Raw genomic sequence first — 12,737 nt, 5'->3', positions numbered from 1 at the left:
GTGTCGGCACCGGTGCGATACGGCGTACCCCGCGGACTACGTCAGTTGACGGAATCGGCCGCGCCGAAAAGGGACCATGGGCACGGAATCCGACGCTGTCCCTGGAGGGGGCCGTCGCCGTGACGCGGAAGGCACTCGCCTTCAGTGTGCGCCGTGCCTTCGGCGGAGGTGTCCCGCCGGCGGTACAGGGCAAGTTCGACGGCCGCGCCGCTGCCCGGCCTCGGCACTGTCTTGACCCGCCGAATGGGGTCCGTGACCGTTGGGATGGTTTGGCGAGGTCAGCGGCACAGTCGACTGAGGGGCGGCGACGTGGGAGTCACGCAGCTGGACACGGAGGTAGTGATCGCAGGGGCCGGCCCGACGGGCTTGATGCTCGCCGGCGAACTGCGACTGGCGGGCGTCGACGTGGTGGTGGTCGAACAGCTCGCCGCACGGACGGGGGAGTCACGGGCCGGCGGAATGCACTCCCGTACATTGGAGGTACTGGACCAGCGTGGCATCCTGGACCGCTTCCTCGCCGTCGGACAACTGACGCCGGTGGGGCACTTCTCCGGCCTCTGGCTGGACTTCGACGGGATGGAGTCCAGGCGCCCGATGCCGCTGATGCTCCTGCAGGACGTCATCGAACGGCTGCTGGAGGAGTGGGGCGCCGAGCTCGGCTCCCGGGTGCGCTGGTCGTCCGCGGTGAGCGGGATCCGGCAGGACCAGGACGGCGTGACGGTCGAACTGCGTACGGCAGAAACGGATCCGGCAACGCTGCGGGCTCGATACCTGGTGGGCTGCGACGGCGGGCGCAGCACGGTCCGCAAGCTGTCGGACATCGGTTTCCCCGGCACGCCGGCGACCATGACCGCGCTGCTCGCCGATGTGGAACTTCCCGATCTCCCCGAGGACTTCATCTTCATGCGGCGCTGTGCGGGCGGTCACTTCTCGGCGCTCGCCCTGGAACCGGGCTGGCACCGGGTGATCACGTCCGAGTACGACCGCGTCGCGGACCGCGACGAGCCCGCGACGTTCGAGCAGGTACGGGAGTCGCTGATCAGGCTCGCGGGCACCGACTTCGGCATGCGCAGTCCCAGGTGGATATCCCGGTTCGGTGACGCCGCACGACAGGCGGACCGGTACCGCAAGGGCCGGGTGCTGCTCGCCGGCGACGCGGCCCACATCCACTACCCGGCCGGCGGGCAGGGTCTGAACCTCGGCGTACAGGACGCGGTGAACCTCGGCTGGAAGCTCGCCTCGGTCGTCCGCGGCCGGTCGCCGGAGAGCCTGCTGGACAGTTACCACACCGAACGCCACCCCGTGGCGGAGGGCGTTCTTCACAACACCCGGGCGCAGGCGGCCCTCGCCCGCCCCGGCGCCCAGACGGAGGCGCTGCGCGAGGTGTTCGGCTCGCTCATGGTGTTCGACGACGTGAACCGGTACCTGCGCAACGCGATCACCGCACTGGACATCCGGTACCCGATGGACGGCTTCCACCCGCTGGCGGGCCGCCGGGTTCCCGATGCCGATCTCAAGACGCCTGACGGCACCACCCGTGTGTACGAGTTGCTGCACTCCGCCCGGCCCGTACTTCTGGACCTGCGGGGCAGTGCCGAGTTGGCGACCGTGGCCAGGGGCTGGGCCGAGCGTGTCGATCTCGTCGAGGCACGCAGCGAGGACGACCACTGGGCCGTCCCGTCCGTCGGCGAGATTCCCGCTCCTGCCGCGCTCCTTGTCCGCCCCGACGGCCACGTGGCCTGGGCGGCCGACCCCGGCGCGCTCGACACCGTGGCCCTGCGAACCGCTCTCGCCACCTGGTGCGGCCCGGCCGAACAGCGGTGAAGCGGGCGACGGACACCCGCTTCCCAAGACGTGCCGAGGCTGCCCGGTGGCTACGGGGCGGGCTCGGTGCAGTACTCGGCGTTCACGAGCGGAAGCACGGTCTCCGCTCCCCAGTCGGCGTTGTAGTCGAACGCCAGCTGGTGGCGGCCGTCCTCCGTGGTGGCGGCCAGGGTCAGCCATCCCGGCACGGCTCCGTCGTGGTACCAGAGAACGGTGCCGCAACTCAACGCGAAGCGCTCGATGTCCAGCCCGTAGGACGCACCGGGGAAGTCGGGATTGGCGACGGTGGTCTTCATCGCCTTCAGCTGCCTCGGCGGCAACAGCTTCCCGCGCATCAGGGCACCGTAGAACCGGTTCAGATCGGCGGCGCTGGAGATGAGATCGCTGCTGCCCCAGCCCTGTGAACCGTTCACCTCGGTCACGTCGTCGACCCGGTCCGGCTGTGACGGGAAGAGCTTGGAGTATCCGCGGCTGCTCGGCCGCGGCAGTCGGACACTGTTCCCGGGGTAGGACGTCGCCTTGAGCCCCAGGGGTTCGATGATGCGGTCGCGTACCTCGTCCTCGTACGGCCGGCCGGCGATCTTCTCGACGATGAGCGCCGCCAGGACGTCGTTGGTGGTGGAGAACGAATGCCGTGCACCGGGCGCGAACAGCGGCTCGTGGGAGAGCGCAACCTTCAGGCGCTGCCCGGGTGTCAGCGTGTCGTACCGGTGCTCAAGGAAGCCGTCACCTTGCAGGTACGTCTCCCCGTACTCCTGGTCGGACAGGTAGTCGAAGAGACCGCTGGTGTGGTTCAGGAGCTGCCGCACGGTGATCCTGCGGCCGTCGTTGCCGTTACCGGTCACCAGGCCTGGCAGGTGGTGTGCCACGGTGTCGTCGAGGCTGAGCCTGTGCTCCGCCTCCATCTGCAGGAGGACGGTGGCGACGAAGGTGTCGGAGATGCTGCCGACCCGGAAGCGGTCGTTCTTCCCACGCGGCGCCCCCGTCTCCAGGTTTCCCACACCTGCCTCCGTTCGCCAGACCCCGTGGGTGTCGCGCGTCTGGACGGTGACGCCAGGGACGCCCGCCCGTACCGCGGCGTCGATCGCGCGCTGCGTCGCGCTGTGGTCGACCCGCGCGGGGGCGCCGTCCCGCGACACCGGGGCGGGACTCGTGAAGGCGGTGATCGCTGCCACGACGGCCCCCATGGCGACCACACCGGCTCTTGCTCTCGTCCTCATCGGCATTCCGCACTCCTGAAAGTTGCCCGATCGGTCCGGATCGCACTGGCAAACGGCGGATCTCGGGATTATGACGGGATATTAGGGGGACACCGCGCGTCACGGCCATTTCCGCCGGGCGATATCGACCTGAGGATCGTGCCCGACTCGATCCACGACAATAAAATCGACCCCTGATTCAGGCGCACACATTCAACGGCTGAATTAATTCTTCGTTTCATTGCACCTGAGGCAATATGGGGTCATGATGGCAACCCCGATTGTCCCGTCGACAGGACAGCACGTCGACCGCGCCGCTTATTCACCGCGCCCACGCAGTGACGCTCGCCCCCTGCCGCACATTCGCCGGCCTCGGCACACCACGAAAGGTGAGTGCTCTATGTTTGTCCCCAGTCAGTACCGGGAACCGGATGTTTCGTGGATGACCGATCTGATGCGCGAGAATCCGCTGGCTCTGCTGGCAAGCAATGGAGCTCCTGCCGACGGACCCTTCGCCACCCATCTGCCGGTCATCACCGACCCCGAATGGGCGGGGATTTCCGCCGCGGATCTGGCCGGTCTGCCCTTGCTGGGGCACATGAACCGAGCCAATCCGCACTGGGCCGCGTTGACCACCGGATCAACGGTCCTGCTGACTTTCACCGGCCCGCACGCCTATGTCTCCCCCACCGTCTACGGTATTACGCCGGCCGCCCCTACATGGAATTTCACCTCGGTGCACGTCCACGGCACCGTGGAGAAATTCGAGTCGGTGCAGGAGACTCTGGATGTCGTGCAGGCGACGGTGCGGGCGTTCGAGGATCAATTCGGCGACAGCTGGGACATGACCGAATCCCTGGAGTACTTCCGCAGGATAGTGCCCGGCGTGGGCGCTTTCCGGGTCCGGGTGACCGGGGCCGAGGGGATGTTCAAGCTCAGTCAGGAGCAGAGCACCCCGATCCGGGAGCAGGTGGCACGGTCGTTCGCGGGTCGCGCCTGCACCCGCCACATGCAGACGGCCCGTCTCATGAACCGCCTCACGTGACCCCCCGGCCCGTGCCGCGGGGTCCGCACCGCTTCGTCTGCGGACCCCGGCACCGTCTCCGCCTCGGCGCCGGCCGGCTACCTCCGCCTGTCTCCGGCGCGGCTCATCGCATGCGGGTGCCCCTCATTCGAGTGGCACGTGCAGGTCGACCTCTTTCAGCACCTGGCTGGCAGCGGCGTCGAGTGTGGACGTCACCCACTCCCCCAACTCCGTACCCGCATGTGCCGCGGCTCTATGCCACCACTGGAGCCGGTTGTCGGGCACGGCGAGCCGACGCGTCGCCGCCGCGCTCATCTGCTCCGAGCCGTTCTCCCGCTCGGCCCGGATGGCGTTGCGCAGTTGCTTGGTGTTCCACTTCATCCGCTCCGCACGATCGAGCCAGTCCTCCTGCTCCTCGACGGGCAGCGACGCCAGCTCGGCGTGGTGCTGGAAACTGAGTTCGGGCCGCCGCCTTTCCAGCTCGAACCGCCTGGAGACCCAGGCGTAGTTACGCAGCGTCTGGTACTGAAGGCCTGCCGCACGGATGCCGCGCTCATAGCGGTCGGCGTATTGGTCCTTACCGTAGACGAGCCAGTCTCCGAGCCACCAGGACGAGGAGTTGAGCAGTCCGGAGAGCTGACGGCCGGCGCGTTCCCACTCCTCGAAGGCGAGGCCCACGGGTATGTGCAGTCCGACCTTCGTGGTGAGCACCTGATCGCGCCGTGATTCCGTCCCGCCGGCCTTCCGGCTTCTCGACGCGGCATCCGCAGTCCTGCCGAATATCAGCACTTGGGAGTCTCTGTGGTCGCCTACCTGATTCGTCATCACGCCTCCGCGGCAACGCGCTTATAAACCGGGTGGGTTCGCGGTCGCTCCCGATCGAATACAGAAGCGTTCACCCCCTCCTTTGCACCTAAGTGCCCCGTGCGATGGCCACTGCCGTCAAGGAGTTACAGGCAACCTCAAAGAACCGTTGACCGCAAGGTTCCCAGTTGAGGTGGAGATGGCCGACCGCCGCGCTCCGAGTAGAACCCGACAACGTTTCCCGATTCAAGGATCTCGGCATCACCAAAGACTACTTTGCGGAGTTCAAAAGCTTAATGAAATCTTAGCGGCCCAGTTCGCCGAATGGCTTGATTTGAGGATGCACAGCAGGCCGGCACCGTCTAGAAGCGATCACTCCGACCGAGCCGGACCCGTCTTCGAGCCCGGCCTATCACCCTCCGAGCAGCACGACAGGCCGCGAGGGCAACCCTCCGGTCCCCAAGGCGCACTCCTCGTGCCCGAAAAGAACTGCTGAAATCCGGCCACCGCGCGCTACCGTCCCGCCAGGAGGCTGCGTACCATTCGAGGCGCTGAGGTGAATCAGCCGACCTCAGAGAGTGGCGCGATGTTGGAGGTGCGCCCTACACTCCCTCCAACGCTCAGTAACCCCGGGGGAGTTATTGCGGCATGGACACTGCCCAATCAGACACGTCGTCGACGTCTCAAGGCGCGGCCCACGCAAGCGGTTGTGAATTAACGTTGGACCATTACAGCCGAACGATCTTCAAGAGTCTGCGCCGAATCGACCAACGCAACTGGGCTTACGCGTATCTGAAAGGGCTTCTCGTCACCTCCGGCAAGAAGTCGGTCCGCCGGCTCGCCACCGCCGTCTCCCAGGACCCGTCCGCCGCGCAGTCGCTGCGGCAGTTCGTCAGTCTCAGCCCCTGGGACTCCGAAGACGTCATGGAGGAGCTCACCCGCTGGGTGGCGGGCCACCGGCCGGCTCCGGTGTGGTCCATCGGCCGGGCCGTTCTGCCCAAGCGCGGTGACCGTTCGGTGGGGGTCCACCGCTACTTCGACCCGTCCTCGCGCCGTACGCTCAACTGCCAGCTGGGGCTGGGCGCCTTTCTGTGTGTGGGCTCCGCGCAGATTCCCGTCGACTGGTTCCTGCACTTACCCGCCGTCTGGATGCACGACACCCAACGGCGCAGGGACGCCCGCATTCCCGACTCCGAGCGGTACCTGCCCCTTTGGGCGCACACCCTCCGGCTCGTCGACCGGCTGTCGGAGCGCACGGACGCCACCTCCGCCATCGTCCTCGTCGACCTCAGCGACGAACCCGATGTGGGACACCTGCTGCGCGAACTCGCCCACCGCCGCCGTGACTTCGTCATCGCGATACCGCCCCAGCTGACGGTACTGCAGGCCGGCGAGGGGGTCGCCGCGGGGCCCGTCAGCGCAAGAGCACTGGCCCTCAGGGGCAGCCAGGACATGGCCGTCGTGCCACTCGCGGACGGGCAGCAGCCCATGACCCAGCTCCAGAGCTCACTGGTCCGTCTGCCGACCGGCTCCCAAGGGCGCGCCGGCCCGCTCTACCGGCTCTTCACCGAGGTGGCCCGCGACCGTGCGCCGGGCACACTGTGGCTGACGAACCTCACCCACCACACCGTCGCGGAGGTCGGCGCGATCAGCGGTCTGCAGAAGGGGACCATGGACGTCGTCGCCTCCCTGGAGCAGGATTTCGGGCTGCAGGACTTCGAGGGACGTTCGTTCCTCGGCTGGTACCACCACATGGCGCTCGTCTCCGCCGCATACGCGTTCCAGCGGCTGCACGGGCGCGGCTCCGTGCCGTCCCACAGCACGGCACGGCAGGCACGCTGACGCCCTCGGGCCGTCAGCGCGCGCAGGCCCTGGCGATCCGCGCGGTCCCGTTCACGACCGGTGTGAGGTCCGGGGTCTTGTCACCGTCGTGCACGGACTTCTGCACATTGTCCAGGGCCTTCTCCATGTCGTCGACGCCGGCGACCACGTCCTTGTCATGATGCTTGGCCCGGAGGTCCTGGAGATTGCCCCTGACCCTGGCGATCGATTTGTCGGCGCTCTCCGGGTACAGGACCGAGTCCTTCAGCGCCTCCCCGAGAATGCCCACGCTCTCGGAGAGCGCGTCGGCCGCCCGGACGCAGTTCACCGCGTCATCCGATTCACATGCGGTAAGACCGATCATCGCGGGGACGACCATGAGAACGACGCCGAGGACGACGGAAGCGCGGTGGCGACGCACGACCATGAGAGGCTCCTCCCTGGTGCGGTGGTTGAACGCACGGACACGCCTGTGCACACGCATATGTGAGAACGCGGTCCGGTCCCGCGAGGTTGCCGTCTTTCGCGCCAACTCGACGTAATTAACGGGAACTTGACGGCAAGTCATCTGCGATGCGCGCTCGCCGGGCCCCAGGCGTCACCCCGTGGCACTCCCGGCCCGCATGTCGCGCAGCTCTGCGGCTATCACCTCGACGCCCCTGGCGATGGTGTGCTGGTCGGAGGTGATGCTGATCCGGAAGCACTGCCGGGGGTGCCGGTCCAGGGTCCGGCTGTGCTCGGCGTCGGTGAAGAAGTACCTGCCCGGTACGACGAAGACGCCCCTGCGCTTGAGCGACTCGTACAGACTCAGGTCGTCGAACCAGTCCTCGTCGATCCAGACCCAGCAGAACATGCCGCCGTCGGCAGCGTGCAGGTGCCAGGAGATGTCCGGCGGCAGCGTTGCCGCGAGCAGGGCCTCGACGTACTTCCGGCGCTCCGCGTAATAGGGGCCGATGACCGACGCGACCAGGGTGTCGAGCACATCCGACCGAAGCGCCTGGGCCAGCGCCGACTGGACCAGCTGGGGAGCGTGCAGCACCGAGTTGGACAGGAACGAGACGATCGGATCGATGTACTGCTCGGCGGCGACGGCAAAGCCCAGGCGCTCCCCGGGAAGTCCCGCCTTCGAGACGGAGAAGACGTTGATGACGCGTTCGTCCCACACCGGTTTCATCGACGGTCCGCCGATACCGGGGAACGGAGCACCGTAGGCGTTGTCGACCACGAGCGGTACGTCGCGAGCTTCGGCAGCCGAGACGAGCCGCCGGATCTCGTCCTGCGACGCGCAGCGGCCGGCCGGGTTGCTGGGGCTCGACAGCAGCAGGAGCCCGACGTCGTCCAAGCCGTCCAGGGCGCGGAAGTCGAAGAGGTAGCGGAACGACCGCTCGCCCTGGAGGCGCAGCAGAGGTTCCACTCCCTTGATTCCGCCCGTGGTCAGGGAGAGGCCCTGGTATCCGGTGTAGTCCGGGGTCAGCGGCAGGACCAGCCGGGTGTCACGGGTCGCACCGGCCCCGGTGAAGAGGGCCGCGGCGACGAAGCAGAGCATCTGGCTGCCGGGCCCCACGACGATGTTGCCCGGCCCGATGCCCCAGCCGTAGTGCCTGTTGAAGTAGTCGGCGATCGCCTCGACGAGTTCGGGCAGTCCACGGGACGGCCCGTACCTGCAGCTGACCTCCCCGAAGCCGGCGACCAGCGCCTCGGCCGTCAGCCGGTGCCAGGTGTCCATGACCTCGGGTATGGCCGCCGGATTTCCTATGCCGAGGTTGAGCCACTCCCTTCCGTCGGCGGAGCCGGTGGTGGTGGCGATGTCCTCCATGATGAGCCGTAGGCCGGACAGGCTGGCCATTTTGGTTCCGGATCGGGACAACTGCACGGAGTGGCGTCCTCTCCCAGGTCTGCGGGGCGGTCAGTCGGCGGCCGGAGTCTGCGCGACGTGGGGCGGGTGGACCTCGATGAAGGGCAGGATCTCGCGGAAGCGCAGCACGGTGCCGTGGCAGTAGTTCGCGTTGTGCTCCAGGCTCCGCTGCGGCATGTAGGGCATCTTCTGCCGGGCGTGGTGGTTGACGTGCAGTGTGACCCGGCCGGATCCGGCATCGGTGAGGGCGTCGGCGTCGAGCATCTCGCGCTCCGCCAGCAGCCCCGCCAGCTCCGGGGAGACGTCCACGACGAAGGTCTCGGCATCACCCAGCCCGTGCACGGTGACCTCGGCGAACTCGTACCTGGGCACGCTCACCGGTTCCCGGTAGATGTAGGGCCGTGCGATCAGGTCCATCTCGAACGCCTGCCGGGCCATCGGGTCGGACCACCACTCCCGGGAGGTGACGTAGTCGGCCAGCAGGGAGTCGAACTCCTCACGGTGGGTGCTGAGGATCATGTGTCCGATCTTGCCGCTGAGCAGCACGTCGTAATTGGTCAGATCGGCCAGTGATGTGCTGATCAGCCGGAGCACCTCGGACTCTGTCCGTTGTCGGAGGTAGTGCGCGATGTCGGCGAACAGGTCGCCGTACGAGATGACACCGGCCGCGTCGAGGTAGCCGGAGAGCAGGAAGAGACCGCGCATGTTGTAGGTGGTGTGCATCGCGTTGTACAGCCAGTACGCGTCGCGGCACTCCTCCTTGGTCACCCAGTTCGTGGCGACCACGACTTCCGCCTCGGAGACGTCGCTCGGCACCGGCTCCGTGGTCAGGCCGTACTCCTCCACCTGGTGGTACATGGGCGTGTTGTGCAGGAGCAGCTGCGGATAGACGATGACGGTGTCGGCGTAGGACCGGCACAGCTTCGTCAACCCGTTCTGGAACGACTCCGGGGTCTCGCCCGGGAGGGGCCAGATCAGTTCCACGTAGGAACTGATCTGCTTCTCCCTGAGCGTGCGCTGCAGTTCGACGAAGGTCTCTTCACGGATGTTGGACCGGTCGATGAGCTTGAGGGCCTCGGGATTCAGCGTCTGGAGCGAGATGGGCTGAGTCACCATCAGGTCGCCGCGCACGAATATCTCGGTGATCTGGGCCATGCGTTCCGGCCGGTTCTTGGTGGCGGCCATGTACACAACGAGCGGGTAGCCGAACTCCTTCTTGCGCTCGACGATGTGCTCGGTCATCGCCACGTCGCGGGGTGACTGCCCCCAGTTGGCGTCGGCGATGAAGAGCCCGGAGAGGCCGTTACGGGCGATCCAGTCCAGCTCGGCCCTGATCCGCTCCTCCTCGAACTTGATGACCTTCGAGTTGGTGGCCGCGCCCCAGTAACAGAACGTGCAACGGAAGGGGCACCCGCGGTTCGTCTCCAGGATCCCCATGCTGAACTCACGGCCGTCGAAGACGCCGGTGAGGAAGGGGGAGGGAATCTCCATGAGATTGCTGATCCGCGGCGCGGCTTCCGTGGTGACGAGCTCGCCGCCGGACCAGAAGCTGATTCCCGGGACCTTGTGCAGGTCGGGCGTCGCGCTGTTGAGCTGCCTGAACAGCTCCACCGACGTCCGCTCCCCCTCCCCGTTGCACACGTAGACGTTCGCCGGGGCGTCCGCCAGGTAGGTCGCGGCGTGATTCATCACCTGCGGGCCGCCCAGCAGGTAATGGGCGTCCGGCTGGCGCTCGCGCAGTTCCTTCAGCAGCCAGCTGACCAGCCTCATGTTCCAGATGTAGCAACTGAACGTGTAGACATCCGCGTATTTCCCGGCCAGTTCCTCCAGCAGCTTGTGCCGGTCGTCGGTCACCGGGTACGAGACGATTTCGAAGGCGTGGGAGGCCCCCACTTCGATGTCCTCCTGCGCGCACGCCTGGATGTAGCCGGACGCCAGCGGCAGGATGTTCTCGTAGGTGGGAATCTCGACAAGTACGACCTTTCTACGCTCCTGGTTGCCGTTCCCGGTCCGTATCGGGATGCTTTCGATGAGCATGGTGGACCTCCCGCCCCGAGTTCTGAGCCGCTGTGTCGTCGATCCGTGAGAGTGTGCGGGCCGGTCGCCGGCCTTTCAGGACGCGGACTGACCGGTGTCGTGACCCGCCCACATGTCGATGCGTGCCGCCAGTTCGGCGAGGACGGGTGTGTCGATGAGCACCCGCACCGTGAAGTCGATGTTCCAGACCCGGCGGGCTTCAAGCACTACCTTGGTGGCCAGCAGCGAGTCCCCGCCGAGGCCGAAGAAGTCCTGGTCGCGCCCGACCTTGTCCAGCTTGAGGACGTCGGCCCAGATCATCGCCAGCCGGCTTTCCGTCTGCGTCTCGAAGTCGCCTACCATGTCATACCCCTGTCTGCGGTGGCGTCCTGGCCACACTCGGCTCGCCTGCTCGGGCGAACACCGTCCTGCCGGGGCCGCCCATGCGTTCATGCGTCCGTCGGGCGGCGTGGTCGTGGCCGAGGACCGCGGGGGGTCGTACGGCCGGGGTCACTCCCCCGGGTCAGCGGCCCGGGTACTCCTGGCCGTGCAGGTACATGCCCGCGAGCGTCCGGGCGACGGCCTTGCGGTCGGCCTTGCCGCTCGGTGTCCGGGGCAGTTCCGGCAGAACCGTGACGGAGACGGGTACGGACGGGCCGGGCAACAGCTCCGTCAGGGCGGCCAGGGCGCGACCCGCGTCGAAGGCGGCCTCCTCCGCGTCGACGGTGACGGCGGCCCGCAGTTGACGGGACCCCTCGGTCACCTCGATCGGAACGCACACGGCTTCCGTGACGCCCGGCTGCTCCAGCAGGCAGGCGTCCACCTCCAGCGGATTCACCCGTACGCCGCGGATCTTCACTTCGTTGTCGGCACGTCCGACGTAGTGGATGACGTCGTCCTCGACACGCACCAGGTCTCCGGTGCGGAAGGCCCGGTCGTGGCCGTGAACCGTGCGGTCCAGAGGGATGTACCGTGCCGCGTTGAGGCGCGGCTGGTTGAGGTACCCGAGCGACAGGGGCCGGCCGGCCACCAGAAGCTCCCCCACGTCGGGCTCGCTCCGGTCGACCGGGTCGACGATCAGCTCGCAGCCCTGCAGCGGACGTCCGATCGGCGGCAGCGTCGGCCAGCTCTCCGGCCGGTCCGGCAGCGTGTAGGCGGTGACCATGGCGGACTCGCTCTGTCCGTAGTGGATGTTCAGCCGGCAGTCCGGCAGGCGGTCGAAGAAGTCCCGGACCGCCGGGGTGCAGACGAGCTGCTCGCCACCGAGGTTGACCTCCCGGAGCGCGAGACCGTCGAGTGAATCGGCGTCGGCAGCGGCGACGGTGAGCATGTTCAGCGCCACGTACGGCAGGAACAGGCGCTCGATCCGGTTGTCCGCCAGCCAGTCGAGCAACGCGATCGGGTCACGGCGCAGCGGCTCGGGCATGATCACCAGTGTTCCGCCGCCGCACAGTGTGCCGAGGACCTCCTGGAACCACACGTCGAAGTTGAGCGGGGTGAACTGGGCGGTGCGCAGGTCAGGCCGCACCGAGTGACTCCGCTGCCATGCCGCCATGTTGTCGATGGAACGGTGCGGCAGCGCGACCCCCTTGGGCAGGCCCGTGGATCCGGAGGTGTAGATGATGTAGACGGGGAGGTCGGGGCGGCACGCGTGCCAGGGCATGGCCCCGTCGCCGGGCGTGACCGCAGCCGGCCGGCCGGGAGCCGGTGGTATGCGCAGGGACGGCACGCCGGCTGCGAACCCGGGCTCGTGATCGGCGAACAGCAGCACCTTGGCCCCGCTGTCGCCCTTCATGTACTCCAGTCGCTTCACCGGGTACTCGGCATCCAGCGGCACGTACGTGGCGCCGATGTACACCGTGGCGAGCATCGCCGAGACGACCGCGGCACTGCGTACACCGGTGATCGCCACTCGGTCACCCGGGCGGACTCCCTGTTCCACCAGGACCGCGGCGATGTTCCTGATCCACAAGGTCAGATCGCCGTAGGTCAGTTCGCGGTCGTTGTCACGGACCGCGATGTCGTCCTGCCGGGTGGCAGCCGTCTTGGCCAGTGCCTCGAGCAGGCACGGCGGATCCGCCGGCCCGCCCCACAGCGAGGGGAGCAGGCCGGGCGCGGTCAGCGCTGTCGATTTACTTGCCATCTGCCATCCCTGGGCCGAGGTCGCTCATGAGACCGCCGATCTGCGGATTTC

General features: G+C 67.5%; 10 protein-coding genes. 3 read left to right on the top strand and 7 right to left on the bottom strand.

What is annotated here, in order from left to right; all coding sequences use genetic code 11:
- Positions 1-309 precede the first annotated feature (309 nt).
- Entirely contained in the window at positions 310-1,824 is a 1,515-nt protein-coding gene (locus AB0D74_RS19285; RefSeq protein ID WP_362587803.1) for an FAD-dependent monooxygenase, read from the top strand.
- A 50-nt stretch (positions 1,825-1,874) separates the two neighbouring features.
- Here the strand turns inward: AB0D74_RS19285 and AB0D74_RS19280 are convergent, their stop codons facing one another.
- Positions 1,875-3,044: a serine hydrolase domain-containing protein gene (locus AB0D74_RS19280; RefSeq protein ID WP_362587800.1), complete on the bottom strand. Its 1,170-nt coding sequence runs from the start codon at positions 3,042-3,044 to the stop codon at positions 1,875-1,877.
- A gap of 379 nt (positions 3,045-3,423) precedes the next feature.
- On the opposite strand from AB0D74_RS19280, the gene AB0D74_RS19275 reads away from it, so the two are divergent.
- Positions 3,424-4,068 (top strand): FMN-binding negative transcriptional regulator, encoded by a 645-nt coding sequence (locus tag AB0D74_RS19275; protein ID WP_362587797.1) that lies wholly within the window; start codon positions 3,424-3,426, stop codon positions 4,066-4,068.
- Positions 4,069-4,191: 123 nt separating this feature from the next.
- On the opposite strand, the gene AB0D74_RS19270 is transcribed toward AB0D74_RS19275, so the two are convergent.
- Positions 4,192-4,758 (bottom strand): LmbU family transcriptional regulator, encoded by a 567-nt coding sequence (locus AB0D74_RS19270; RefSeq protein WP_362587794.1) that lies wholly within the window; start codon positions 4,756-4,758, stop codon positions 4,192-4,194.
- A gap of 813 nt (positions 4,759-5,571) precedes the next feature.
- On the opposite strand from AB0D74_RS19270, the gene AB0D74_RS19265 reads away from it, so the two are divergent.
- Complete coding sequence (locus AB0D74_RS19265) at positions 5,572-6,693, top strand: transposase (RefSeq protein ID WP_362587791.1); 1,122 nt, start codon at positions 5,572-5,574, stop codon at positions 6,691-6,693.
- Positions 6,694-6,706: 13 nt separating this feature from the next.
- Here AB0D74_RS19265 and AB0D74_RS19260 read toward each other — a convergent pair whose 3' ends face one another.
- From AB0D74_RS19260 to AB0D74_RS19240, 5 genes are all read right to left on the bottom strand, one after another.
- On the bottom strand, positions 6,707-7,099 hold the full coding sequence (locus AB0D74_RS19260) for a hypothetical protein (protein WP_362587787.1): 393 nt from the start codon (positions 7,097-7,099) through the stop codon (positions 6,707-6,709).
- A gap of 171 nt (positions 7,100-7,270) precedes the next feature.
- Complete coding sequence (locus tag AB0D74_RS19255; protein ID WP_362587784.1) at positions 7,271-8,545, bottom strand: valine--pyruvate transaminase; 1,275 nt, start codon at positions 8,543-8,545, stop codon at positions 7,271-7,273.
- A gap of 33 nt (positions 8,546-8,578) precedes the next feature.
- On the bottom strand, positions 8,579-10,564 hold the full coding sequence (locus tag AB0D74_RS19250) for a radical SAM protein (RefSeq protein WP_362587781.1): 1,986 nt from the start codon (positions 10,562-10,564) through the stop codon (positions 8,579-8,581).
- Between the two features lie 75 nt (positions 10,565-10,639).
- Positions 10,640-10,906 (bottom strand): phosphopantetheine-binding protein, encoded by a 267-nt coding sequence (locus tag AB0D74_RS19245; protein WP_362587778.1) that lies wholly within the window; start codon positions 10,904-10,906, stop codon positions 10,640-10,642.
- A gap of 160 nt (positions 10,907-11,066) precedes the next feature.
- Positions 11,067-12,686 carry an AMP-binding protein gene (locus tag AB0D74_RS19240; protein ID WP_362587775.1) on the bottom strand — a complete coding sequence of 540 codons (1,620 nt, stop codon included), beginning with the start codon at positions 12,684-12,686 and terminating at the stop codon, positions 11,067-11,069.
- Positions 12,687-12,737: the final 51 nt, after the last annotated feature.

It is taken from the genome of Streptomyces sp. NPDC048278, assembly GCF_040652195.1.
In the GTDB taxonomy this organism is placed as follows: domain Bacteria; phylum Actinomycetota; class Actinomycetes; order Streptomycetales; family Streptomycetaceae; genus Streptomyces.
This window is presented reverse-complemented; position numbering and strand designations above follow the sequence as displayed.